Annotated in this window: 18 protein-coding genes and 8 pseudogenes; 18 read left to right on the top strand and 8 right to left on the bottom strand. The window is 74.1% G+C overall.

Annotated elements, in window-relative coordinates:
• Positions 1 to 45: 45 nt before the first annotated feature.
• The gene (coaA, locus tag QQK45_RS02170) at positions 46 to 972 is read right to left on the bottom strand and encodes a type I pantothenate kinase (RefSeq protein ID WP_284291825.1); all 927 of its coding nucleotides are present in this window, start codon (positions 970 to 972) and stop codon (positions 46 to 48) included.
• A gap of 204 nt (positions 973 to 1,176) precedes the next feature.
• Between coaA and glmS the strand changes: the two genes are divergently transcribed.
• Both glmS and QQK45_RS02160 read left to right on the top strand, forming a co-directional pair.
• Complete coding sequence (glmS, locus tag QQK45_RS02165; RefSeq protein ID WP_284291823.1) at positions 1,177 to 3,042, top strand: glutamine--fructose-6-phosphate transaminase (isomerizing); 1,866 nt, start codon at positions 1,177 to 1,179, stop codon at positions 3,040 to 3,042.
• 55 nt (positions 3,043 to 3,097) lie between these two features.
• A complete protein-coding gene (locus tag QQK45_RS02160; protein WP_284291822.1) occupies positions 3,098 to 3,433 on the top strand; it encodes a nucleoside triphosphate pyrophosphohydrolase family protein in 336 nt (111 codons plus the stop codon).
• Between the two features lie 89 nt (positions 3,434 to 3,522).
• Here the strand turns inward: QQK45_RS02160 and QQK45_RS02155 are convergent, their stop codons facing one another.
• Positions 3,523 to 4,263, bottom strand: a complete 741-nt coding sequence (locus QQK45_RS02155) for an IMP cyclohydrolase (protein WP_284291820.1) — start codon at positions 4,261 to 4,263, stop codon at positions 3,523 to 3,525.
• Between the two features lie 22 nt (positions 4,264 to 4,285).
• Between QQK45_RS02155 and QQK45_RS02150 the strand changes: the two genes are divergently transcribed.
• The gene (locus tag QQK45_RS02150; protein WP_284291818.1) at positions 4,286 to 4,636 is read left to right on the top strand and encodes a holo-ACP synthase; all 351 of its coding nucleotides are present in this window, start codon (positions 4,286 to 4,288) and stop codon (positions 4,634 to 4,636) included.
• A 52-nt stretch (positions 4,637 to 4,688) separates the two neighbouring features.
• Here QQK45_RS02150 and QQK45_RS02145 read toward each other — a convergent pair whose 3' ends face one another.
• Complete coding sequence (locus QQK45_RS02145) at positions 4,689 to 5,732, bottom strand: TIGR03560 family F420-dependent LLM class oxidoreductase (protein WP_284291816.1); 1,044 nt, start codon at positions 5,730 to 5,732, stop codon at positions 4,689 to 4,691.
• On the opposite strand from QQK45_RS02145, the pseudogene QQK45_RS21770 reads away from it, so the two are divergent.
• The 8 genes and pseudogenes from QQK45_RS21770 to rimI form a co-directional block, all read left to right on the top strand.
• Positions 5,653 to 6,015, top strand: a pseudogene (locus tag QQK45_RS21770) (hypothetical protein); the annotation flags it as partial. The gene QQK45_RS02145 and the pseudogene QQK45_RS21770 sit on opposite strands and share 80 nt — an antisense overlap.
• 215 nt (positions 6,016 to 6,230) lie before the next feature.
• Positions 6,231 to 6,389, top strand: a pseudogene (locus QQK45_RS21765) (NAD(P)H-hydrate epimerase); the annotation flags it as partial.
• A gap of 242 nt (positions 6,390 to 6,631) precedes the next feature.
• Complete coding sequence (locus tag QQK45_RS21760) at positions 6,632 to 7,432, top strand: ADP-dependent NAD(P)H-hydrate dehydratase (RefSeq protein ID WP_348525123.1); 801 nt, start codon at positions 6,632 to 6,634, stop codon at positions 7,430 to 7,432.
• Positions 7,433 to 7,613: 181 nt separating this feature from the next.
• Entirely contained in the window at positions 7,614 to 8,600 is a 987-nt protein-coding gene (locus QQK45_RS02135; protein WP_284291814.1) for a pseudouridine synthase, read from the top strand.
• Positions 8,546 to 9,811, top strand: a complete 1,266-nt coding sequence (gene alr / locus QQK45_RS02130; protein WP_431310212.1) for an alanine racemase — start codon at positions 8,546 to 8,548, stop codon at positions 9,809 to 9,811. The genes QQK45_RS02135 and alr overlap by 55 nt, the downstream gene beginning before the upstream one ends.
• Positions 9,808 to 10,325 (top strand): annotated as a pseudogene (tsaE, locus tag QQK45_RS02125) (tRNA (adenosine(37)-N6)-threonylcarbamoyltransferase complex ATPase subunit type 1 TsaE). The gene alr and the pseudogene tsaE overlap by 4 nt, the downstream one beginning before the upstream one ends.
• A gap of 34 nt (positions 10,326 to 10,359) precedes the next feature.
• Positions 10,360 to 11,094, top strand: a complete 735-nt coding sequence (gene tsaB, locus QQK45_RS02120) for a tRNA (adenosine(37)-N6)-threonylcarbamoyltransferase complex dimerization subunit type 1 TsaB (protein WP_284291810.1) — start codon at positions 10,360 to 10,362, stop codon at positions 11,092 to 11,094.
• 11 nt (positions 11,095 to 11,105) lie between these two features.
• Positions 11,106 to 11,927, top strand: coding sequence for a ribosomal protein S18-alanine N-acetyltransferase (gene rimI, locus QQK45_RS21755; protein ID WP_348525122.1), 822 nt, complete (start codon positions 11,106 to 11,108; stop codon positions 11,925 to 11,927).
• A gap of 154 nt (positions 11,928 to 12,081) precedes the next feature.
• Here rimI and QQK45_RS02110 read toward each other — a convergent pair whose 3' ends face one another.
• On the bottom strand, positions 12,082 to 12,372 hold the full coding sequence (locus tag QQK45_RS02110; protein ID WP_284291808.1) for a nitroreductase family protein: 291 nt from the start codon (positions 12,370 to 12,372) through the stop codon (positions 12,082 to 12,084).
• A gap of 104 nt (positions 12,373 to 12,476) precedes the next feature.
• Between QQK45_RS02110 and tsaD the strand changes: the two are divergent.
• Positions 12,477 to 13,531, top strand: a pseudogene (tsaD, locus tag QQK45_RS02105) (tRNA (adenosine(37)-N6)-threonylcarbamoyltransferase complex transferase subunit TsaD).
• A 20-nt stretch (positions 13,532 to 13,551) separates the two neighbouring features.
• On the opposite strand, the pseudogene QQK45_RS02100 reads toward tsaD, so the two are convergent.
• Together QQK45_RS02100 and QQK45_RS02095 are read right to left on the bottom strand one after the other, a co-directional pair.
• Positions 13,552 to 14,687: pseudogene (locus tag QQK45_RS02100) on the bottom strand (glutamate--cysteine ligase).
• A 26-nt stretch (positions 14,688 to 14,713) separates the two neighbouring features.
• Positions 14,714 to 15,961, bottom strand: coding sequence for a class I SAM-dependent methyltransferase (locus QQK45_RS02095; RefSeq protein WP_284291806.1), 1,248 nt, complete (start codon positions 15,959 to 15,961; stop codon positions 14,714 to 14,716).
• A gap of 183 nt (positions 15,962 to 16,144) precedes the next feature.
• On the opposite strand from QQK45_RS02095, the pseudogene QQK45_RS02090 reads away from it, so the two are divergent.
• The 3 genes and pseudogenes from QQK45_RS02090 to groES all read left to right on the top strand — a co-directional run bounded on the left by QQK45_RS02090 (position 16,145) and on the right by groES (position 18,877).
• A pseudogene (locus QQK45_RS02090) lies at positions 16,145 to 17,307 on the top strand (N-acetyltransferase DgcN family protein).
• Positions 17,304 to 18,443: an alanine racemase gene (locus tag QQK45_RS02080; protein ID WP_284291802.1), complete on the top strand. Its 1,140-nt coding sequence runs from the start codon at positions 17,304 to 17,306 to the stop codon at positions 18,441 to 18,443. Before QQK45_RS02090 ends, QQK45_RS02080 begins: the two are co-directional and overlap by 4 nt.
• Positions 18,444 to 18,580: 137 nt before the next feature.
• The gene (gene groES, locus QQK45_RS02075; protein WP_036953208.1) at positions 18,581 to 18,877 is read left to right on the top strand and encodes a co-chaperone GroES; all 297 of its coding nucleotides are present in this window, start codon (positions 18,581 to 18,583) and stop codon (positions 18,875 to 18,877) included.
• Positions 18,878 to 18,988: 111 nt separating this feature from the next.
• Here the strand turns inward: groES and QQK45_RS02070 are convergent.
• Positions 18,989 to 19,290, bottom strand: a pseudogene (locus QQK45_RS02070) (WhiB family transcriptional regulator).
• A gap of 382 nt (positions 19,291 to 19,672) precedes the next feature.
• Between QQK45_RS02070 and QQK45_RS02065 the strand changes: the two are divergent.
• Complete coding sequence (locus tag QQK45_RS02065) at positions 19,673 to 20,695, top strand: MerR family transcriptional regulator (RefSeq protein WP_284294911.1); 1,023 nt, start codon at positions 19,673 to 19,675, stop codon at positions 20,693 to 20,695.
• 106 nt (positions 20,696 to 20,801) lie between these two features.
• Positions 20,802 to 22,345: pseudogene (gene guaB / locus QQK45_RS02060) on the top strand (IMP dehydrogenase).
• Positions 22,346 to 22,428: 83 nt separating this feature from the next.
• On the opposite strand, the gene QQK45_RS02050 reads toward guaB, so the two are convergent.
• Positions 22,429 to 23,151 (bottom strand): exonuclease domain-containing protein, encoded by a 723-nt coding sequence (locus QQK45_RS02050; protein ID WP_284291796.1) that lies wholly within the window; start codon positions 23,149 to 23,151, stop codon positions 22,429 to 22,431.
• Positions 23,152 to 23,227: 76 nt separating this feature from the next.
• Between QQK45_RS02050 and QQK45_RS02045 the strand changes: the two genes are divergently transcribed.
• Positions 23,228 to 24,352: a GuaB3 family IMP dehydrogenase-related protein gene (locus QQK45_RS02045; RefSeq protein ID WP_284291794.1), complete on the top strand. Its 1,125-nt coding sequence runs from the start codon at positions 23,228 to 23,230 to the stop codon at positions 24,350 to 24,352.
• The last annotated feature ends 11 nt before the right edge of the window (positions 24,353 to 24,363 follow it).

Genomic DNA, 24,363 nt, shown 5'->3' with positions numbered 1-24,363 from the left:
GGGCCCCTTCGCGAAGTGGGCCCCAGGAGGGGTACTTCGTCGCGGTCAGAGCTTGCGGAGACGCACGCGCTGGACGGCGTGGTCCTGGCCCTTGGTGAGGACCAGCGTCGCGCGCCCGCGCGTCGGCAGGATGTTCTGCTCGAGGTTCGGGGCGTTGATCGAGTCCCAGATCTCCCGCGCGCGTTCGACGGCCTGCTCGTCGGTGAGCGACGCGTACCGGTGGAAGAACGACTCGGGCTTCGCGAACGCGGTCCGGCGCAGGGCGAGGAAGCGGTCGACGTACCACTGGCGGATGTTCCGCGTCCGGGCGTCGACGTAGATGGTGAAGTCGAAGAAGTCGCTCACGGCCGTCGCGGAGTCGTCCGCCATGCCCGACGGGATGGGGCGGGCGGGCTGCAGGACGTTCAACCCCTCGACGATGAGGACGTCGGGGCGACGGACGACCTTCTCCTGCCCGCGCACGATGTCGTACGTCAGGTGGTCGTAGACGGGCACCGTGACCTCGTCCCAGCCGGCCTTGACGCGCGACAGGAAGCGGAGGAGCCGGCGCCGGTCGTACGACTCGGGGAAGCCCTTGCGCTCCATGAGGCCACGGCGCTGCAGCTCGGCGTTCGGGTAGAGGAAGCCGTCGGTCGTGACGAGCTCCACGTGCGGCGTCTCGGGCCAGCGGGCCAGCATCTCCCGGAGCACGCGGGCCGTCGTCGACTTGCCGACCGCGACGGACCCGGCGATCCCGATCACGAAGGGCGTGCCCCCGGAGTCCTCGCGCAGGAAGGTGCTCGTGGCCTCGTGGAGCTGCGCCGTCGCCGCGATGTGCAGGTTGAGCAGCCGGGAGAGGGGTCGGTAGACGGCGTCCACCTCGGCCAGGTCGATCGGGTCCCCGAGCCCGCGCAGCCGCTCGACGTCCGCGTCGGTCAGCGGAAGAGGGGTGGACTCGGACAGCCGCGCCCAGGCCGCACGATCGAGGTCCACGTAGGGGAGGCGCTCCGCAGCGGGTCGGCCAGGGGTGCCGAGCGGGGCCCGGGGAGTCCAGCGTGTCGTCGAGGGGGTCGGTCACCCGCACGATTGTGCCAGTGCGGAGGCGGCGGTCCGCGCGGTCGTGCCCACCCTCGGGGGCCCGGGACCCGCGGAATTGCAGGGCCCATAACGAATTTCTGCCTTGTTACGCTCGGCGTCATGTGCGGAATCGTGGGCTACGTCGGCGCTGCCGACGCGCCGTCGCAGCGTCCTCTGGAGGTCGTCCTCGAGGGCCTGCGCCGGCTCGAGTACCGGGGCTACGACTCGGCGGGCGTGGCCCTCGTCGCGCCCGGCGCCGAGCGGGTCGCGAGCCGGAAGAAGGCGGGCAAGCTCGCGAACCTCGTCGAGGCGATCAGCCTCGACCCGCTCCCCGACGCGACCGCGGCGATCGGCCACACGCGCTGGGCCACCCACGGCGGCCCCACCGACGTCAACGCCCACCCGCACCTCGCCGACGACGGCCGCCTCGCCGTCATCCACAACGGCATCGTCGAGAACTTCGCGACCCTGCGCGACGAGCTCCTCGCCGACGGCGTCCAGTTCCTGTCCGAGACCGACACCGAGGTCGCCGGCCACCTCCTCGCCAAGGCGTACCGCGAGACCGGCGACCTCGCCGCCGCGATCCGCGACACCGCGCGCCGGCTCGAGGGCACGTTCACGCTGCTCGCCGTCCACGCGGACCAGCCGTCCACCGTCGTGGGCGCGCGGCACGACTCGCCGCTCGTCGTCGGGCTCGGCCAGGGCGAGAACTTCCTCGGGTCCGACGTCGCCGCGTTCGTCTCCCACACGCGCGAGGCGCTCGAGCTCGGCCAGGACGAGGTCGTCACCATCACGCCCGACGCGGTCGTCGTCACCGACTTCGCGGGGCGCGTCGTCGAGCCGAAGCGCTACACGGTCGACTGGGACGCGTCGTCGGCGGAGAAGGGCGGCTTCCGCACCTACATGGACAAGGAGATCCACGACCAGCCGCAGGCGGTCGCGGAGACCCTCCTCGGCCGCACCGACGCCGCCGGCCGTCTGCAGCTCGACGAGCTCCGCATCGACGAGTCCGTGCTCCGCGCGGTCGACAAGATCGTCGTCGTCGCGTGCGGCACCGCGGCCTACGCCGGGCACGTCGCCAAGTACGCCGTCGAGCACTGGTGCCGCATCCCCGTCGAGGTCGAGCTCGCGCACGAGTTCCGCTACCGCGACCCGGTGGTCAACGAGAAGACGCTCGTCGTCGCGATCACGCAGTCCGGCGAGACCATGGACACGCTCATGGCCGTCCGGCACGCGCAGGAGCAGGGCGCCAAGGTCCTGTCGATCGTGAACACCCACGGCTCGACCATCCCGCGCGAGTCCGACGCCGTGCTCTACACGCACGCCGGCCCCGAGATCGCGGTCGCCTCGACCAAGGCGTTCCTCGCGCAGATCACCGCCACCTACCTGCTCGGGCTCTACCTCGCCCAGGTCCGCGGCAACAAGTTCCCCGACGAGATCGCCGAGGAGCTCGCCGACCTGCGCGCCATGCCCGGCAAGATCCAGACGGTCCTCGACCGCGGCGACCACGTCCGCGTCATCGCGCGCTGGATGAACTCCGACTCGGTCCTGTTCCTCGGCCGGCACGTCGGGTACCCCGTCGCGCTCGAGGGCGCGCTGAAGCTCAAGGAGCTCGCGTACATCCACGCCGAGGGCTTCGCGGCCGGCGAGCTCAAGCACGGGCCCATCGCGCTCGTCGAGCCCGGGCAGCCCGTGTTCGTCATCGTGCCGTCCCCGCGCGGCCGCGACTCGCTGCACTCCAAGGTCATCTCCAACATCCAGGAGATCCGCGCCCGCGGCGCCCGGACCCTCGTGATCGCCGAGGACGGCGACGAGGACGTCAAGCCGTACGCCGACGAGGTGTTCTGGGTCCCCGAGGCGCCGACGCTCCTGTCCCCGCTGCTGAGCGTCGTGCCGCTGCAGATCTTCGCGTGCGAGCTCGCGACGGCGCGTGGACTGGACGTCGACCAGCCGCGGAACCTCGCGAAGTCCGTCACCGTCGAGTAGGCCGGATGGGCGCGGGGCCGCAGCACCCGCCGGGGGTGTCGCGGATACTCGAGGGATGGAGCTGCGGGAGCTGAGCGACGAGCTCGAGGTCATCTCACGCGTGTACGCACGCCGGTACGGGGTCGAGCGGACCGACGACTGGCTCGTGCTCAAGCTGCACGAGGAGGTCGGCGAGCTCACGCAGGCCTACCTCGAGCGCAGCGGGCGCTCCCGGGACCGTGGTGCCGCGCCCGACGACGTCGACGCGGCCTTCCGTGCCGAGCTCGCCGACGTGCTCGCCCAGCTCCTGCTCGTGGCGCGCCGGTTCGACGTCGACCTCGACACCGAGATCGAGCGCAAGTGGTTCCGCTGGCGGCACCTGATCGAGCCCGAGGACCGGCTCGAGGCCTGACTGCCCCGCACCCGCCCCTCCCGCGCACCCCCGCCCCGCACCCGCTCTCACGCCGACCACGCGATCCACGTCCGGCAGGTGGGGATGGGTTAGTCGGCGTCCCCGAGACGCACCGGGCCCAGGACGCCGTCACGCGGGACGAACGTCGACGCCGCCACGCGGTGCGGCCCGCGGAGCGCGGACCACAGCTCGTCGAGGAGCGTGATCGCCCCGCCCGCGCGCGTCACGACGTCCCGGTGACGTCGCGAGGCGACGGGGAACGGCTCGGCGTCGGACACGTCGGGCTCGTAGGTCGTCAGCACGACGCCCTCGCAGGGACCCAGGTCCCCGAGCGTCGTCACGGTCACGTCGGTGCCCGACCGCAGGCCCTCGGCGTGCCGCGCGGCGCCGAGCCACGCGTGCCCCGTGGCACGCTCGACGACCGCTGTGATCCGGGGCGTGAAGATCGGCGGGTCGGGCTCGTACTCGAGTCCGTCGAGGGCGAGCCGCGGGTCCGTTCCGGTGGCGAGGCGCTTCGCGACGGTCTCGACGTGGTCGCCGTTCCCGAAGACCGTCCACGTGTCGTCGCTGACCGCCGCGGTGTAGTGGCGCAGCGGGTCCCGCGCGGTGAGGGAACTACCGGCCGCACGACCCGACCCCGGACCGGGGAAGGCTGGGGCCACGACGAGAGCGCCGTCGTCGGGCACGAGGACCCGTTCGCGCGAGCGTCGCGAACGGCCGGTCAGCGCGACCCCGCCGAGGAGCTCGCCGACCGGCGTGCGCGCCAGCACGACGACGCGGCCGGGGTAGGTACCGGGAACCAGGACGTCGGACATACGGGGCACGGTCACCCCGACACAATAGGCTCGAACCATGATCATCGGGGTCGGGATCGACGTCGTGGACGTCGCGCGCTTCATGGCGACGCTCGAACGCACGCCCGCGCTGCGGGAGCGCCTGTTCACGGAGGCCGAGCGGGACCTGCCGCCGGCATCGATCGCGGCCCGGTTCGCGGCCAAGGAAGCCATCGCGAAGGCGCTCGGCGCACCGGGCGGGATGCGGTGGCACGACGCGACCGTCCACCGCGTCGAGGGCGGCGCGCCCGTCGTCGAGATCCGCGGGACCGTCCAGGCCCGCGCGGACGAGCTCGGCATCGTGACCTTCCACCTGTCGATCTCGCACGACGCCGGGATCGCGTCGGCGATGGTCGTGGCGGAGGGCTGACACAGCGCGGCCCCGCCGCCGTGTCCGGGGGCGGGGCCGCGTCGTCGAAGGGTCAGGCCTGGAAGGCGGGGATGACCTCGCGCTCGAACAGCTCGACACCCGTGGTGTCGTACGCGATGCCCGGGAAGTACCCGATCGTGTACGCGAGGCCCGCGTCCCGGAACTCGCCGATCCGCTCGACGATCTGCTCCGGCGTCCCGACCATCGGCCCGTTGCGGAGGCCCTCCATCTCGCCGTCGGCCTTCACGTCCGAGACGGTCTTGCGCAGGTGGGAGTCGATCCAGGCGAGCTGGTCCTGGACCTCCTTCTCGGTGGGCGCGATGACGACGTTGAAGTTGCCCGAGCGCGTGATCTCGCCGAAGTCCCGGCCCAGGTCGGCACAGTGGCCGGCGAGCACCTCGGACTTGTGCCGGAACGTCTCGAGGTCGCCCGCGAAGTTCGTGTACTGCGCGTACTCGGCGGCGATCCGCAGGGTGCGCTTCTCGCCGCCGCCCGCGATCCACAGCGGGATGCTCGGGCCGGCGGCCTCGCCGGCCGCGTGCTGGAGCGGCTGCGGGTAGTTGCGGGCACCCGAGACCTGGTAGACGGAGCCGTCGAGCGTGGCCTCACCGGTGCGCCACATCTGCGCCATGATGTCGACGCCCTCGGCGAGCGCGTCGAGGCGGAGCCCGGCGCGCGGGAAGCCGTAGCCGTACGCCCGCCACTCGTGCTCGTACCAGCCGGCACCGATGCCCATCTCGATGCGGCCGCCCGACACGTGGTCGACGGTCGTCGCGAACTTCGCGAGGTAAGCGGGGTTGCGGTACGCCATGCACGTGCACATCTGGCCGAGGCGCACGCGCTCGGTCGACGCCGCGAACGCGGCCATGAGCGACCACGCCTCGTGCGTCGCCTCGTGGGTGGGCTCGGGGACCGTGTGGAAGTGGTCGTAGACCCAGATGGACTCCCAGGCGTGCTGGGCGCCCGGGAGGCCCTCGCCGGCGAAGACGGTGTCGGCGCGGCGGGCGAGGGAGTGCATGACCTCCCAGTGCTTCGCAGGCTCGATGCCCGTGAGGTCCTGGCGCCAGCCCTGGGGGATGAAGAGTCCGAATCGCATGGCACGACCGTACCCCGGTCGAATCGGTTCGTGCCCTGCCGGACCGCGGGGAGCCCGGACGGCAGGGCGGCGCGCGGCGTCGCATGATGACGGGGTGATCGAAGCCCACACCGCCGCCGTCGTGCGCGCCGCTGAGCAGCCCCTCCTCGACGCGGGCGTGCCCCTGATGGAGCGGGCGGCGTTCGCGCTGTCGCGGACGGTCCTGCGCGAGCTCGAGTCTCGCCGCGGGCGCGTCGTCGGGGCGCGCGTCGTCCTCCTCGTGGGGTCGGGGAACAACGGCGGGGACGCGCTGTTCGCGGGCGCGTACCTGCGGCGTCGCGGGGTCGCGGTGACCGCGTACGGCACGGGTTCCCGGGTGCACGACGGCGGCCGCGACGCCCTGCTGCGTGCCGGCGGGCGGTTCGTGGACCTCTCGGGCGACGGTGCGTCCGCCGAGGAGGGGCCGCGCCCGGGCCGGCGCTCGACCGGGCGGCGGCCGACGCGGCGGCGAGCGACGCGGTGCTCGACGCGCTCCTCGGCACCGGGTCGCGCGGCGCCCTGCGCGGGGCGGGAGCGGACGTCGTCGGGCGGCTGGACGACGCGCTCGCGGGCGCTGCGCGGCGTCCGCTCGTCGTGGCCGTCGACGTGCCGAGCGGCATCGGTGTCGACGACGGCACGGTCCCGGGACCGGCCCTGCGCGCCGACGTCACCGTGACGTTCGGCGCGGCGAAGCGCGGGCTCCTGCTCCCGCCCGCGGCGGACCTCGCGGGTCGCGTGGAGGTCGTCGACATCGGCCTCGGGCTCGGCGCCACCCGGGCCCGTCGGCCCGGCGCCGGCTGGGCGCTGTGCCGCCTCGAGCCCGACGACGTCGCGGAGCTCTGGCCCGTTCCCGGCGCCGCGTCCCAGAAGTACAGCCGGGGGTGCTCGGCCTCGTCGCGGGGACGTCCGAGTTCCCCGGGGCGGCGGTGCTCGCGGCGACCGCGGCCGTGCGCGCCGGCGTCGGGATGGTGCGCTACGTCGGGCCGGACGCGGTGGCGCACGCGGTGGTCGGGGCGCGGCCCGAGGTCGTCCCGGCGCGCGGGCGGGTGCAGGCGTGGGCGGTCGGACCGGGCCTGCCCGCGGCGGCGCCCGACGCCGACGCCCCGGTCGAGCCCGACGTCCTCGCCCAGCACCACGAGGTCCGGGTGGCCCTCGCGGCCGCGACCGCCGACGAGGGGCGCGTGCCCGTCGTCGTGGACGCGGGCGCCCTGTCGCTCCTGCCCGCCCGGGTGCCGCCGACCGTCGTGCTGACCCCGCACGCGGGCGAGCTCGCGACGCTGCTGCGCTCGCGGGGGCAGCAGGTCGAGCGAGCCGTGGTCGAGGCGGCGCCGCTCGAGCACGCGCGCCTCGCGCACGACCTGACCGGCGCGACGGTCCTGCTCAAGGGCGGGGTGACGGTCGTCGTCGGGGCGAGCGGCGCCCTGTACGCGCAGGCGGAGGCGCCGGCGTGGCTCGCGACCGCCGGCGCGGGCGACGTGCTCACCGGGCTGCTCGGGACCCTGCTCGCCGCCCGCGCGGACGAGGTGCTGCGCGCCCCGTCGCTCGCGGCGGCGCTCGCTGCGGCGGCCGCGAGCGTGCACGGGCTCGCGGCCCACGCCGCCAACCCCGGCGGACCGGTGAACGCGCTCGCGGTCGCCGACGCGGTCCCGGGCGTCGTCGCCGGCCTCCTGCGTGGGGTGTAGCGGCACCAGTCACCACAACTGGGCACCACCTCACCGTCGATGGGCGATTCCTCCCGCGCGTTGCCGTGCGACGCGCCGGTCGGCGCGCTCGATGTGGTGGTCGATGCCGCTACGCCCGCGACGCCCGACGCGGGCGCTACGGTGGAGCGTGCCCCGCCGCAGGACCCCGCCGCCTCTCCCGGTGCGCGCCGGCCTCAACCCGACCCGGCTCCGACTGCCCGCCCCGGCCCCGGCCTCGGGCGCGGACGGCGCCCCGACGGTCCTCGCGTACCTCGTCGGCCGGTTCCCCGACGACGAGCCCCGCCTGAGCGAGAAGGTCGCCGCGCGGGAGGTCCTGCTCGACGACGGCACCCCGGTCGACGAGGCGACGCCGTACCGCCCGCACGACACCGTGTGGCTCTACCGCGACCCGCCCGCCGAGCCGGCGCTGCCGTTCCGCGCGGAGGTGCTGCACCGCGACGAGAACCTGCTGGTCGTCGACAAGCCGCACTTCCTGGCGACGCTCCCGCGCGGGGCATACGTCGCGCGTTCGCTGCTCGTCCAGCTCCGACGCGAGCTCGACCTGCCCGAGCTGTCGCCGATCCACCGCCTCGACCGGGTCACCGCGGGCGTCGTCGTGTTCACGGTGCGCCGCGAGGTGCGGGGCGCGTACCAGCAGCTCCTCGACACGCGCGGCCTCGAGAAGGAGTACCTCGCGGTCGCGCCCGTGCGGCCGGACCTCGAGCTGCCCGTCGTGGTCCGCAGCCGGATCGTGAAGGAGCGCGGCGTGCTGCGCGCCGCGGAGGTGCCGGGCGAGGCGAACGCCGAGAGCCGTGTCTCGCTCGTCGCGACCCGTCCGTGGCCCGAGACCCTGCCGCGCCCGCCGGGGGTCCCGGACGCGGCGGACCTCGGCCTCTACCGCCTCGAGCCGCGCACGGGCCGCACGCACCAGCTGCGGCTCCACCTGGCCCGGCTCGGCGTGCCGATCCTCGGCGACCCGTTCTACCCGGTCCTGCGCGACGTCCCCGAGGACGACTGGTCCGACCCCCTCCAGCTCCTCGCGCGGTCGGTCGCGTTCACCGACCCGTTCACGTGCGAGCGTCGTCGCTTCACCTCCCGGCGCCGGCTCGACGCATGGTCCGGCGCCGCCTGGCCCGTCGGCGCGGAGTGCGAGGATGGGACACCGTGAGCACCTATCCCGCCCGGGCGGTCGTCGACCTCGCCGCGATCCGCCACAACGTGCGGACCCTGGGCGAACGCGCGCCGGGGGCGGCGGTCATGGCCGTCGTGAAGGCCGACGCGTACGGGCACGGACTCGTCCCGTCGGCCCGCGCCGCGCTCGCGGGCGGCGCCACGTGGCTGGGCGTGGCGCAGGCGACCGAGGCCCTCGCGCTCCGGGCGGCCGGGGTCGGACCCGACGACGCGCGGGTCCTCACCTGGCTGCACGTCCCCGGCGTGGACTTCGCCGCGCTGCTCGAGGCGGACGTCGACGTGTCGGTCGCCGCACCCTGGGCCGTGGACGACGTGGTCGCCGCGGCCCGCGCCACCGGCCGGACCGCACGCGTGCATCTCAAGGTCGACACCGGCCTCGGCCGCAACGGCGTCATGGCCGAGGACGTCGACTCCGTCCTGCCCGCGCTGCTCAAGGCCGAGGCGGAGGGGACCGTGAGGCTCGTGGGCCTCTGGTCGCACCTGGCGCTGGCGGACGAGCCCGACCACCCGAGCGTGCGTGCCCAGCGGGTCGTCTTCGACGACGTGCTCGAGCACGCCGAGCGCGCCGGCGCCCGGCTCGAGGTGCGGCACCTCGCGAACTCGGCCGCCACCCTGACCGCGCCCGAGCTGCACTACGACCTCGTGCGCCCCGGCCTGGCCGTGTACGGGATGTCGCCGGTGCCGCAGCTCGCGTCCCCGGGCGACCTCGGCCTCGTCCCCGCGATGACGCTCGAGGCCGACCTCGCGACCGTGAAGCGGGTCCGGGCCGGCCAGGGTGTGTCCTACGCGCACCTGTACACGACGACGCAGGACACCGCGCTCGGCATCGTCCCGCTCGGCTACGCGGACGGGATCCCGCGCCACGCGTCGGGCGGCAGCGCCGGTCCCGGCGGCCCGGTGCTCGTCGGGCCCGACGACGCGGCCCGGGTCGTGCGGATCGCGGGGCGCGTGTGCATGGACCAGGTCGTGCTCGACCTCGGCCCCGACACGACCGAGCGGGCGGGCGACACGGTGCGCCTGTTCGGCGTCGACGAGCCGCTGCTGGGCGGAGGCACGGCGCCGACGGCGCAGGACTGGGCCGACGCCGCAGACACGATCAGCTACGAGATCACCACGCGCCTGGGGTCCCGGATCCCGCGCGTCCACGTCGACACGGAGGACCGAGTGTCCCGGGCGGAGAACGCATGAGCCGCAGCTACACCCTCGACCTGCCCGACGTCGACGCGACCCGTGCCTTCGGCCGGGCGCTCGCGGCCGTGCTCCGCGCGGGCGACCTCGTCGTCCTGACCGGGGACCTCGGGGCGGGGAAGACCACGCTCACGCAGGGGATCGGCAGCGGCCTGGGGGTGCGCGGGCAGGTGGCGTCGCCGACGTTCATCATCGCCCGCGAGCACCCGCCCGTGACCCCCGGCCCGGGCCTCGTCCACGTCGACGCGTACCGGCTGGGCTCGCTCGACGAGGTCGACGCGCTCGACCTCGACTCGAGCCTCGACGACGTCGTGACCGTCGTCGAGTGGGGTGAGGGCTCGTCGAGCAGCTCGCCGACGACCGCCTCGAGGTGCGCCTCGAGCGCCCGCACGGCGGCTTCACGGGCGCCGCCGACGACGCGGGCGCCGAGGTCGGCGTCCGGCACGCGACCGTCACGGCCGTGGGGGAGCGCTGGGCCGACGCCTCGCTGCCCGGGGAGCCGGTCGCGCCCTGACCCGGGAGCGGGCGGCAGCACCTACGCTGGTGTCGTGGCAGTTCTTGCAGTCGACACGTCAGCGGCCGTCGCCGTCGCCCTGGTCGGGGAAGGCGGCGAGCGGCTCGCGTCGCACGTCGTCGACGAGCAGCGGCGGCACGCCGAGCTCCTCGCCCCGCTGGTCTCCGAGGTCCTGCACGAGGCGCAGGTCCACCGGAGCGAGCTGACCGCCGTCGTCGCGGGCACCGGTCCGGCGCCGTTCACCGGCCTCCGGGTGGGTCTCGTGACGGCGCGCACGCTCGCGCTCTCGCTAGGCGTCCCCGTCTGGGGCGTCTGCAGCCTCGACGCGCTCGCCGCCCAGGCCGTCGGCGACCTCGGGCTCGAGCCTGACGACGAGGTTCTCGTCGCCGCCGACGCCCGCCGCCGCGAGGTCTACTGGGCCCGCTACCGGGTCGTCGCGCACGAGGGCCCGCACGGCGTGCCCGTCGTCGAGACCGTCGCCGGCCCGGACGTGGCGCGCGCCGTCGACGTCGTGGCTGCCGGGCACGCGGACGGCGCCGTCGTCGTCGGGCGGGGTGTTGCCCTGTACCCGGAGCTGGGGGAGGCCGCCTCGGCGGCCGCGACCGACCCGGAGGCCTCGGGCGACGCCCCCGACGTGCCCGACCCGGTCGTGCTCGCACGACTCGCCCTGGCCAGGCACGCCGCGGGCGAGGAGCTGCCCACGACGCCGCTGTACCTGCGTCGTCCGGACGCCCAGGTCCCGGGCACGCCGAAGCGCGCGAGCGCTTGAGGGAGGCCACGATGGTGGACACCGAGATCGACACGGGAGCGACGCCGACCGCCGACCCGGGCGTCGTGGGGACGCGGATCCGGCCCCTGCGGGCGTCCGACCTGCGCCGGGTCGTCCAGCTCGAGGTCGAGCTGTTCGGGCCCAGCGCGTGGAGCTACGGGATGTTCGCGCAGGAGCTCGCGGCCCTCGGCCGCCGGTACGTGGCCGCGGAGCCGGTGCGGATCGACGCGGCGGGCCCGCAGCCGCTCGTGGGGTATGCGGGACTGTGGTTCGACGGGGACGTCGTGCAGGTGATGACCATCGGCGTCGACGAGCGCTACCAGCACCACGGGATCGGCTCGAAGCTCCTCGAGGCGCTGATCGTGCGGGCGCGCGAGCTGCGCGCGGAGGCGGTGCTGCTCGAGGTGCGGGTCGACAACGCGCCGGCGCTCAACCTGTACGCGAAGTACGGCTTCGAGCAGCTCGGGATCCGCAAGCGCTACTACCAGCCCGAGGACGTCGACGCGTACACGATGCGCCTGGAGCTCCGAGCGACCCCGAACGGCCGTGAGTGCGGAGCCTTTGTGCGACACGCCGGGCGTGTCGCACAAAGGCTCCGCACTCACGGGAAGGTGCGCCGGGCTGCGGCTCAGATGACCTCGGCGACGGTGTCGAAGTCGAGGCGGGCCTGGCGCGGCCGGTGCGCGTCCTCGGCGGCGGGCACGCCGGCCGTGATCACGAGGAGGGACTTCCAGCCGTTCTCGGCGAAGAGGTCGGCGTCGAGGGCAGCAGCGTCGAACCCGGCCTTGGGCCCGACGGCCAGGCCGGCCGCTCGCAGCCCGACGATGAGATAGCCGACCTGGATGAGGGCCGACGTGCGGGCCATGCCCTCGCGCGCGTCGCCCATGGCCTCGAACTGCTCCTCGGCGCCCTCGCGGAACGGCGCGAGCGTCTTGAAGTGCCGGTGGAAGGCCGGGTCTGCCGCGGCGACGATCGTCACCGGAGCATTCAGGATGCCGTCGCGGTTGCCCTCGGCCATGTGCGCGGCGAGGCGCTGCTTGCCCTCGTCGGTCCGCACGACGAGCAGGCGCATGGGGAGGAGTTCATCATGGTCGGCGCCCAGCGGACGAGGTCCCAGGCGGCGCGGATCTGCTCGTCCGTGACGGGCTCGTCGGCGTAGCCGTAGGTGGTGTGGGCCTCGCGGAACAGGAGGTCGGCGGTGGCGTCGTCGATGGCGAGGGCGCTCTCGAGCGCCTCGAGCTCGCGGTCGAGGTCGTCGGTCTTGGTGTCGATGCTCATGACCGGCACAACAGTTGCGGAGACAAGTATTCATCCCTGGGCGATCGTGACGTCTGCCACACGGCAATGACCGATCCCGGCCGGACCACCACTAGCCTGGGGACATGCCTGACCAGTCCGGAGCCCCGCTCGTCCTCGGTATCGAGACGTCCTGCGACGAGACGGGCGTCGCGCTCGTCCGCGGCGACCAGCTCCTCGTCGACGCGGTCGCCAGCTCGATGGACGAGCACGCTCGCTTCGGCGGGATCATCCCGGAGGTGGCCAGCCGCGCGCACCTCGAGGCCATGATCCCGACGATCGAGCGCGCGCTCGACACCGCCGGGGTCGGGCTGTCCGAGGTCGACGCGATCGCCGTGACCGCGGGCCCGGGGCTCGTCGGCCCGCTCACCATCGGAGCGTCGGCCGCGAAGGCGCTCGCGCTCGGGCTCGGGAAGCCGCTCTACGGCGTCAACCACGTGGTCGGCCACGCCGCCGTCGACGTGCTCGTCGACGGGCCGTTCCCCGAGCGGTTCATGGCACTCGTCGTCTCGGGCGGGCACAGCTCGCTCCTGCTGGTCGACGACATCGCCACGAAGGTCACCGAGCTCGGCTCGACCCTCGACGACGCCGCCGGCGAAGCCTTCGACAAGGTCGGCCGCCTGCTCGGCCTGCCCTACCCGGGCGGCCCCCACATCGACCGCCTCGCGCGCGAGGGGAACCCTGACGCCATCCGCTTCCCGCGGGGTCTCACGGCCGCCAAGGACCAGGAGAAGCACGCGTACGACTTCTCCTTCTCCGGCCTCAAGACCGCGGTCGCGCGCTGGGTCGAGACCAAGCGCGACGCCGGCGAGGAGATCCCCTGCCCGACGTCGCAGCCTCCTTCGCCGCGGCCGTCGCCGACGTCCTCACGGCCAAGACGATCGCCGCGTGCCACCGCCACGGTGTCGAGACGCTCGTCGTCGGCGGCGGGTTCTCCGCGAACTCGCAGCTCCGCGACATGGCGGCGGAGCGGTGCGCCGCCGAGGGCATCACGCTGCGCATCCCGCCGGTCCGCTACTGCACCGACAACGGCGCCATGATCGCCGCGCTCGGGTCTGCCGTCGTCGCTGCGGGCGTGGCGCCGTCGAACCTGGACATCGGCGTCGACTCGTCGATGCCGCTCACGACCGTCACCGTCTGAGCCTTCGCCGCCCGGCGCACTCAGAGCGGCCGGCCGGCCCGCATCTCCGCGACGAGCGACGCGACCACGGCGTCCAGCTCGCCGCCCGCACGCCTCGCGACCGCGCGCTGGCGCTGGTACGACGCGCCCTTGCGGAGGATGGTCCGCACCCCGTCGAGGTCCTCGGAGCACCCGAGCCCCTCGGCCACGGGCTCGAGCTCGGTCAGCAGACGCGCGACCGCGTCGGTCACGAGCTCCTCGTTGCCGTACGCGTCGAGGATGATGATGGCGTCCATGCCGTAGCGGGCCGACCGCCACTTGTTCTCCTGCACGAACCAGGGCGGCAGGGTCGGGAGCTCGACGCCGTCGTCGAGCATGCGGGAGAACCTCTCGACGAGGCAGTGCGTGAGCGCGGCGAGCGCACGCAGCTCGCTGATGTTCGTGACGCCGTCGAGGATCCGCGACTCGAGGGTGCCGTTGCGGGGGAGGGGCGCAGGTCCCAGCGCACCTCGTCGAAGCCGTCGATCACGCCCGTGTGCTCGAGGTCGGACGCGTAGCGCTCGAGCTCCTCCCACTCCTGGAACTGGAACGGGAGGCCCGCCGTCGGGAGCTGCTGGAACATCAGCGCGCGGTTCGACGCGTAGTTGGTGTCCCGTCCGCCCCAGAACGGCGACGACGCCGACAGCGACTGCAGGTGCGCGAAGCACGTCAGCATCGCCCGGAGGATGGGGAGGACCTTGCGGCGGTCCTCGATGCCGACGTGCACGTGCACGCCGTAGATGAGCATCTGCCGGCCCCACCACTGGGTCCGGTCGATGAGCGTGTTGTAGCGAGCCTTGTCGGTGACCTTCTGGTGCGACCACTGCGCGAACGGGTGGGTGCCCGCGCACATGAGCTCGACGCGCAGCGGGTCGGTGACGGCGCGGATCTCCTCGACCGCGCGCTCCAGGTCGGCCGCCGCGTCGGGGACGTCGCGCCCGACGCCGGACACGACCTCGACCGTGTTGAGCAGCAGCTCCTGCACGATGTGCGGATGGGCGTCGCGGCCCTCGGGCCGGACGGCGTCGAGCACCGTCTGGGCGACCTGGCGCAGGTCGCCGGAGTCCTTGTCCACGAGGGCGAGCTCCCACTCGATGCCGACCGTGGACCGCTCCGACTGCGCGAACGGCAGATGCATGCGCTTACTCTTCCACGGCGCGGACGTCACGCGCGGGTAACGGGCTCCACGACGAGGACGCTCTGTCGGCCGCCGACGCGGGTCAGGACGAGGGTCGCCTCCGCGCTCCCCGGCGTGTTCTTCAGACCCAGGTCGCGGCGCAGCTGTTCGGGGGTCACGGCGGTACCCCGTTTCTTGATGGTGACCCGCCCGACGCCGTTCTCCCGCAGGTAGGTCTTGAGGCGCTTCAGGCCGAACGGCATCACGTCAAGCACGCGGTACGCCGTGGCGACCGGCACCCCCGCGCCCGACGACGCAGGCTCCGGTTCGGCGTCCGACGTCACGTAGGCGATGGTCGGGTCGAGCAGGCGTCCGCTCAGCCCGGCGGCGACCTGGGCGACGAGGCCCGCCCGGATGACGGCGCCGTCGGGCTCGTAGAGGTACGCGCCGACGGGGCCGACGTCGGGCACGGGCTCGTCCTGGCCGGGCGCGGGGCCGCGGAGCTCGCGTGCGGCGACGCGGCCGTCGGCGGTCGAGCGCAGCACGAGGGCGGTGCGTCCGGGCCCGTCGGGTGCGAGCGGGCCGAACCAGAGCGCGGCCTCGACGACGTCCCCGTCGACCGAGACCCACTGGGTCTCCGCGTCGTCGGGCAGGCCGGCGTGCGCGATGCCGGGGCCGACCTTGATGCCCAGCGCGGGCACGACGTCGCGCAGCGCCCAGACGGCGTCGAGCGGGGGAGCGTAGGCGGACGGGTCGAGGACGCGCGTGCCCGTGCGCGTCCGGCGCATGGGGTCGGCGTAGACGCCGTCGACGCCCTCGGTGGGCAGGTCGAGGGCGAGGCCGTCGGCGCAGCGCACCTCCGCCTCGGGGAACGCGCGGAGGTTGTGTGAGGCGAGGGCCGCGGTCGCGGGGTCGACGTCGGTCGCGAGGACGCGCAGGCCCACGCCCGCGAACGTGAGCGCGTCGGCGCCGAGCCCGCAGGTCAGATCGGCCACGCGGGTGACGCCGGCCGCGAGGTAGCGCTGCGCGTGCCGGGCGGCGACGACGAGGCGCGTGGCCTGCTCGAGACCTTCGGGAGTGAAGAGCATGCCGTCCGCGAACGGGCCGAGCTTGGCGCGCGCCTTGTCGCGCAGACGGGTCTGCGTGAGCGCGGCCGCCGCGAGCGCCGGGTCGATCCCGCGCTCCCGGAGGCCGGCCGACAGGGCGAGCGCCTGCGCCTCGTCGTACGGCGGGAGGGCCTCGAGCAGGGCGCGCCCAGCCGGTGCGGTGAGCAGGTCGACGGTCTCGAGGTCCACGCGTCGATCCTCGCAGACGTGGCGGGTGCGACGTCGGCCCGTCGCTCCCAGGTAGCGCTGATAACGTTCACAGCGCCGGAGACACGTCCGGTACTCAGCGAAAGTCGCCCTCGCTGGCAGTCGGGCCCCGGGCCCCGCCCCTGGTGCCGTCGCCCTCCTCTGAGCCCTTTCTCGAGGAGCCGTATGCCCCCGCTGTCGTCCCGTCCTGCCCTGCCCACGTCCGCGTCGGCCGTCGTCTACTGCGAGGGCCAGTTCGGCGAGCAGGACGGCAAGACCGCCAACGGTCTCGTCCGCCACTCCGAGAAGTACGCGATCGTCGCCGTGATCGACAGCCGGCAGGCGGGCGCCGACGCAGGGGCCTTCCTCGACGGCGTACCCAACGGGATCCCGGTCGTCGCGAGCCTCGCCGACGCGATCGCGCACGCCGGGTACGTGCCCGACCACCTGGTCTGCGGTGTCGCACCCGCCGACGGGCTGCTGTCGTCGGCCCAGCGGGTCGTCCTGCTCGACGGCATCGCCCGAGGCATGCACATCGTCAACGGCCTCCACGAGTTCCTCGGGGACGACGCGGAGTTCGTCTCCGCGGCCCTGCTCGCCGGGGTCACGATCACCGACGTGCGGCGCCCGAAGGAGACGAAGGACCTGCACCTGTTCTCGGGCCGGGTCTTCGACGTCACGTGCCCGCGGATCGCGGTCCTCGGGACCGACGGCGCGATCGGCAAGCGCACGACCGCCACGCTGCTCGTGCAGGCGCTGGTGGCCCGCGGGATCAAGGCGGTCCTCGTCGGCACCGGGCAGACCACGCTCATCCAGGGCGGGAAGTACGGCGTCGCGCTCGACGCGCTCGTGCCGCAGTTCTGCTCGGGAGAGGTCGAGGACCGCGTCGTCGCCGCGTTCGAGGGCGAGGACCCCGACGTCATCGTCGTCGAGGGCCAGGGCGCGCTGAGCCACCCCGCCTACCTGACGTCGGCGCACATCCTGCGGGGAGCCGGCCCGCAGGCGTCGTCGTCCAGCACGCGCCGAGGCGCGAGTTCCTGGGCGACTTCCCGATGGTCGCGATGCCGACGGTGCAGAGCGAGATCGCCCTGATCGAGGCGTTCGCCGACACCCGGGTCATCGGGGTCACGCTCAACCACGAGCACATGGACGACGCGGAGGTCGGGGCCGCGATCGACGAGCTCGAGCTCGATCTCGGCCTGCCCGTCACGGACCCCTTGACGAGGCCGCTCGACCGGCTCGTCGACATGGTGCTGCTCGCGTTCCCGGCGCTCTCGCGATCCGTGGAGGCCGCCGCGGAGGCGGGCGCGCTCGTCGCGGAGCAGCCGCTCGCGCCGAGCGGACGGTGAGCGCTCCGCGCCTCGAGGTCGAGCTGGGCGCGGTCGCGCACAACACCCGGACGCTGGTCGACCGGCTCGCGTCGCGCGGCGTCCGCGTGGTCGGGGTGACGAAGGCCGCGCTCGGCCGGCCCGACGTCGCCGCGGCGATGCTGGCCGGGGGAGCGGTCGGGCTGGGCGACTCGCGCGTCGAGAACCTGGCACGACTGCGGGCGGCCGACCCCGGGCAGGTCCCGCCCGACGTGCCCCTCACGCTGATCCGCTCGCCCATGCCGAGCCAGGCGGACGACGTCGTGTGCCTCGCGACCACGAGCCTCGTGACCGAGCGCCGGACGCTCGACGCCCTCGCGGCCGCCGCGGAGCGTCGGGGCGTGCGGCACGACGTGGTGCTGATGGTCGAGCTCGGCGACCTGCGCGAGGGCGTCCCCGCCGAGGACCTGGTCGACCTGGCGCGGTCGGTCGGGCGTCGACCCGGGGTGCGGCTCGCCGGGATCGGGACCAACCTCGCCTGCCAGAGCGGCGTCGTGCCGGGCCCGCGCGCGATGGGTGAGCTGTCGCGCCTCGCCGAGCAGGTGGAGGCTGCCTGCCGCCGTCCGTTGACCGTGGTCTCGGGCGGGAACTCGGCTTCGCTGGGCTGGGTGCTCGGAGCCGACGACGTGGGGCGGGTCGACGAGCTGCGGCTCGGCGAGTCGCTCCTCCTCGGCACGGACCCCTTGACGCGCCGGCCGGTCGAGGACCTCCGGACGGATGCGTTCGTCCTGGTCGCCGAGGTCATCGAGGTCCAGGTCAAGCCGGCGCAGCCGTGGGGGAGATCGCCCAGGCGGCCTACGGGGACGCCCCGGCGCGGCGGGGGCACGGCACGGTCCGCCAGGCGCTCGTGGCCCTGGGGCGCCAGGACGTGGACCCCGACGGGATCACGCCGCCGGAGGGCGCCACCGTGCTCGGCGCCAGCGGGGACCATCTGGTGCTCGACGTCGGGGACCTCGCCATCGCGGTCGGGGACGAGCTGCGGTTCGGGCTGGGGTACGGCGCGCTGGTGCGCGCCGCGACGTCGCCGTTCGTCGGCTGGGCGCCCGTCGCCGCCCGTACGGCCGCACGAGCGGCCGGTGGTTGGCACTCGCCTTGACCGAGTGCTAACGCCCACCTAGATTGGGACCCGAGGTCAGCGGCACCCGCGAGGGCGCCGCGGGCCGCGTGCTCTCGCTTGCCGGCACCCGCGACGACGGCCTGCGTGCGCACGAACCCATCGTCATCAGGTAGTTCTCAGCGAAAGGGAGGGCCCGCTGTGTCGGTCCCCATCAAGCCGCTCGAGGACCGGATCGTCGTGAAGGCCGTCGAGGCCGAGACCACGACGGCGTCCGGTCTGGTCATCCCCGACACCGCGAAGGAGAAGCCCCAGGAGGGCGAGGTCCTCGCGGTGGGTCCGGGTCGCATCGACGACAACGGCAACCGTGTCCCGCTCGATGTCGCCGTCGGCGACAAGGTCCTGTACAGCAAGTACGGCGGCACCGAGGTGAAGTACGCGGGCGAGGAGTACCTCGTGCTCTCCGCGCGCGACGTCCTCGCGGTCGTCGTCGGCTGATACCGGCCGTCTCGCGGCCTCACGGCCGAGCGCACGAGGCCCCGCACCCTCACGGGTGCGGGGCCTCGTGCTTCTTCCCTGCGGTTCCCCTGCCTGCGGACGACGCGCCCCTCAGCCGACCCGGCTGAGCGCCTGGCGGTCGCGCTCGGCAAGGATCGTCGTGCGCTCGTCCTCCGTGAGGCCCCCCAGACCCCGTACGGTTCGCGCACACGCAGCGCGTGCTCGCGGCACAGCTCCATGACCGGGCAGCTCGCGCAGACCGCCTTCGCGGCCTCGTCGCGCCTGCGCCTGTTCGATCCCCGCTCGCCCTCCGGGTGGAAGAACACCTCGTCGCCGGTCTGGCGGCAGGCCCCTTGGTACTGCCATTCCCACAGGTCCATCACCGGGCCGGGAAGGCGGGAGATCTCGGTCATGTCGTCGTCCTTTCGCGTGGCGAACGATGCGGACGTGGCCCCCTGGGATCCACGCTGCGTTACTGCTCCACCTGCTCGGGGGCCCGGACTCCTCGTGTTCGGCCCGGCCTCGTCGTCGGTGTTCACACAACCTAGCAATCGCTTCACAGATTGTTCAAGTCCCCTCCGCAACGTTCTTGGCGCGCTTGTTCCTCGGCGAAATGGCGCGGTGCTGGCGCGCTCTTGGCGCGGTTCGCCGGTGGCGGGGACGCCGGACCCTGAGCACAATCGAGGGGTGACAGGCGGCAGCACGAGCAGGCCCACGAGCGTCCCGGGTCCGGGACACGACGACGGCGACACAGAAAGCCAGACGACGGGCGGTGCCCGGGCGTCCGGCTACACGGTGGCCAGCGTGGCTCGTCGGCTCGGCGTCGCCGCTGCGACCCTCCGGACCTGGGACCGGCGCTACGGCCTCGGCCCGTCCTCGCACGTCGCGGGTGCGCACCGCCGGTACACCGGTGAGGACGTCGACCGGCTGCTGCTCATGCGCGAGCTGACCCTCGACGGCGTCGCCCCCGCCGAGGCCGCACGCACCGCGCTGGCTGCGGGCCAGGACGAGCTGCGCCGTCGGGCGCTCGCCGCGGAGGACCTGCACGACGACCCCGAGGTCGTCACGTCGGGCCAGGCGCCGGCAGCGGTCCGACCGGTGCTGCGTGCCATCGCGGGCGGCCGGGACACCGGCGCCGGCCGGGACGTGAGCCCCGCCGTCGACCCGCACGCGCTCGTGACCGAGATCGTGGACGCCGCGATCGCCTACGACGAGTCGCGCTGCGACGAGCTCCTGCGGATCGCGCCGGGCGGCGACCCGGCCGCCTGGTGGGCCGACGTCGTCGAGCCGGCACGGCAACGGCTCCTCGCACGCGTCGTCCTGGCGGGGCCGGGAGAGGCACCCGAGGTCCTGCTCAACAACGCGACCCTGCACGCGCTGCGCGTCTTCCAGGCCGAGCACGGCGACGAGGTGACCGAGCGCTCCGGGCCGCCCGTGTCCCACCCGTCCCGGCTCGGCCGCATCGTGCTCGTGTTCTCGGCGATCGGGGAGCCGGTCCCGGTCGTGGCGCACGCGCTCGCGGCGGCGCTCGTCGCGCACGGCGTGACCGCGCGCGTCGTCACCGGTCCCGCCGGCGCCCATCGCTCGATCGAGCTCGTCACGATGGTCCAGCCGGTCGCCGTCGTCACGGTCTCGGGGCTCACCCAGCCGCCGTGGCACCTCGTCGAGGCCATCCACGAGGCGCACCCGTCGCTCCCGATCTTCGTCGGGCTCGGGCGCGAGCAGGACGAGACCGCCGTCCCGCTCGCCCACCAGGTGCACCGGGCGCGCAGCTTCCCCGGCCTGCTCCACGAGGTGCTGGCCGTCGCGGAGGGCTGAGAGCGCCGCGTGTGAGACGCGTCGCACCGCGCGCCATCGGTCCCGTACGTCCGGACGGCCGGGAATGGATCTCGCCCGCAGACCGTAGACTCTTGACATGACGGACGTGCCTGCCCCCTACGCCTCGACGCCCGGCCAGCCGCTCCCCGCCGACCCGCCGAACCCCTTCTCGCGCATCGGTCTGACCTACGACGACGTCCTGCTCCTGCCCGGAGAGACCGACGTCGTGCCCAGCGAGGTCGACACGACGACGCGGCTCACCCGGGAGATCTCTCTCGCGATCCCGCTGGTCAGTGCGGCCATGGACACCGTCACCGAGTCACGCATGGCCATCGCCATGGCGCGGCAGGGCGGCATCGGCGTGCTCCACCGCAACCTGTCGATCGCCGACCAGGCGCACCAGGTCGACGTCGTGAAGCGGTCCGAGTCGGGCATGGTGACGGACCCCGTCACCGTCGGCCCGGACGCGACGCTCGCCGAGCTCGACGCGCTCTGCGGCCAGTACCGCGTCTCCGGCCTGCCCGTCGTCGACGGCGAGGGCGTGCTCCTCGGGATCATCACGAACCGCGACCTGCGGTTCGTCGCTAGCGCCGACTACGAGACCCGCCGCGTGCGCGAGGTCATGACGCCCATGCCGCTCGTCACCGCGCCGGTCGGCATCGCGCGCGACGAAGCCGCTGCGATCCTCGCGAAGCACAAGATCGAGAAGCTCCCGCTGGTCGACGGGGGCGGCCGCCTCGGCGGTCTGATCACCGTCAAGGACTTCGTCAAGACCGAGCAGTACCCGAACGCCACGAAGGACGGCGAGGGCCGCCTGCGCGTCGGTGCAGCCATCGGCTACTTCGGGGACGCGTGGGAGCGCGCGACGACGCTCGTCGAGGCCGGCGTCGACGTCCTCGTCGCGGACACCGCGCACGGCCACGTGCGCCTCCTGCTCGACATGGTGCGCCGCCTCAAGTCCGATCCCGCGACCCGCCACGTCCAGGTCATCGGCGGCAACGTCGCGACGCGCGAGGGCTCGCAGGCCTTCGTGGACGCCGGCGCGGACGCGATCAAGGTCGGGGTCGGTCCGGGCTCCATCTGCACCACCCGCATCGTCACGGGCGTCGGGGCGCCCCAGATCACCGCGGTGTGGGAGGCCTCGCTCGCGGCACGCGCCGCCGGGGTCCCGGTCATCGCGGACGGCGGCCTCCAGTACTCGGGCGAGATCGCGAAGGCGATCGTCGCCGGCGCCGAGACCGTCATGCTGGGCTCGCTCCTCGCGGGCTGCGACGAGGCGCCGGGCGACCTCATCTTCGTCAACGGCAAGCAGTTCAAGGCCTACCGGGGCATGGGCTCGCTCGGGGCCATGAGCTCGCGCGGCAAGAAGTCGTACTCCAAGGACCGCTACTTCCAGGCCGAGGTCACGAGCGACGACAAGCTCGTGCCCGAGGGCATCGAGGGCCGCGTCGCGTACCGGGCCCCCTCTCGGCGGTCTCCCACCAGCTCGTCGGCGGGCTGCGCCAGTCGATGTTCTACGTCGGGGCGCGAACCGTGCCCGAGCTGCAGCAGCGCGGCCAGTTCATCCGGATCACGCAGGCGAGCCTCAAGGAGTCGCACCCGCACGACATCCAGATGACCGTCGAGGCGCCCAACTACCAGGGCGGCTGACGCGTCCGCGGCGCCGTCGGGCCGCCCGCCACCAGGCCGTCGGGGTCACCGGACCCCGGCGGCCTGCGTGCGTCCGGGGCGTCTCAGGGGCGGCCGGTCGGCGGAGCGGTGCTGCTGCTCGCGGCCTCCCGGGCACGCCACCGCTCGAGCTCCGCGGTCCAGGCGCGGTGCTGGTCGACCTGGTACGCGTGCAGGGTCGCGAGGTCTATCGCCGCGAGCTGCGGGAACGCGGCGACCATGGCCGCGAGCAGGTCGAGCGTCGCGACGACGTCGGCATCCGCGGCGTGCAGGCCGGCGGCCTCGGGGCCGTCGAGGTCCAGGACACCGTAGGCGGCGCACAGCGCGCCGAGCGTTCGCCCGCCCCGGCGGAGCGGGACGAGCGCGCGGTCGAGGACGAGCGGGTCGACGACCGCCGGGACCGGGCCGCCGAGGCGTTCGGGCAGGGTGCGCAGCCCGTGCCGCGACAGCTCCGCGTCCAGGAGGACGAGGTCGAAGCCCGCGTTGAACGCGACCACGGGCACGCCTTCGGCGAGGGCCTCGTGCAGCACCGCGGCGATCTCCTCGAGCGCCTCGCGCGGCGGCCGTCCGTAGGTACGCGCCTGCTCGGTCGAGATGCGGTGGATCGCGGCGGCGCCGTCGGGGATCTCGATGCCGGGGTCAACCAGCCAGGTGCGTACGGTCGTCTCGACGTCCGGCGTGCGGTGGACGAGCGCCGCCGACACGATCCGGTCGGCGGCAGGGTCGACTCCCGTCGTCTCGGTGTCGAAGCCGAGGAGCGGTGCTGTCGTCCACATGGCCGTGCTCATGCGGTCAGGATCGCACCCGCCGCCCACAGCGCGGCGGTGGCCGGAACGGCGAGGGACCGGCCCCTAGACTGGACCGGTGAGCAACGAGATCGAGATCGGCCGTGGCAAGCGCGGACGCCGTGCCTACTCCTTCGACGACGTCGCCGTGGTCCCCTCCCGGCGGACGCGCGACCCCGAGGACGTCTCGGTCGGCTGGCAGATCGACGCCTACCACTTCGACCTGCCGATCATGGCCGCCCCCATGGACTCGGTGATGAGCCCCGAGACCGCGGTCGCGCTCGGCAACGCGGGCGGCCTCGGCGTCCTCGACCTCGAGGGCCTGTGGACCCGGTACGAGGACCCGCGCCCGCTGCTCGAGGAGATCGCGACCCTGCCGGCGGAGCAGGCGACGAGCCGCATGCAGGAGATCTACTCGGCCCCGATCCTCCCGGACCTCGTGACGCAGCGGCTCAAGGAGATCCGGGCCGCCGGCGTCACGGTCGCGGGCGCTCTGTCGCCCCAGCGCACGCAGGAGCTCTCCCAGACCGTGGTCGACGCGGGCGTCGACCTGTTCGTCATCCGCGGCACGACCGTCTCCGCGGAGCACGTGTCGTCCAACGCCGAGCCGCTCAACCTCAAGCGGTTCATCTACGAGCTCGACGTGCCCGTGATCGTGGGTGGCGCGTCCACCTACACCGCGGCGCTGCACCTCATGCGCACGGGCGCGGCGGGCGTGCTCGTGGGCTTCGGTGGCGGTGCCGCCCACACGACCCGCGTCTCGCTCGGCATCCACGCCCCGATGGCGACCGCGGTCGCGGACGTGGCGGCCGCACGCCGGGACTACCTCGACGAGTCGGGCGGCCGCTACGTGCACGTCATCGCGGACGGCGGCGTCGGGCACTCGGGCGACCTGGTCAAGGCGGTCGCGTGCGGGGCGGACGCCGTGATGCTCGGCGCCGCGCTGGCCCGCGCGCAGGAGGCGCCGGGCGCCGGCTGGCACTGGGGCTCGGAGGCGCACCACCCGCAGCTCCCGCGCGGCGAGCGGGTGCGCGTCGGCACGGCCGGGACGCTCGAGGAGATCCTGTTCGGCCCGGGCCGCCAGGCGGACGGCACACTCAACCTCGTGGGCGCGCTGCGCCGTGCGATGGCGACGACGGGCTACTCGGACCTCAAGGAGTTCCAGCGCGTCGAGGTCGTCGTCTCGCCCTACCAGCCGCGCTGACCGGAGGCCGT

The organism is Luteimicrobium album (genome assembly GCF_030161555.1).
GTDB classification, from domain to species: Bacteria; Actinomycetota; Actinomycetes; order Actinomycetales; family Cellulomonadaceae; genus Luteimicrobium; species Luteimicrobium album.
The sequence above is the reverse complement of the archived record's forward strand: the minus strand, read 5'-3'. Positions and strand labels throughout refer to the sequence as shown.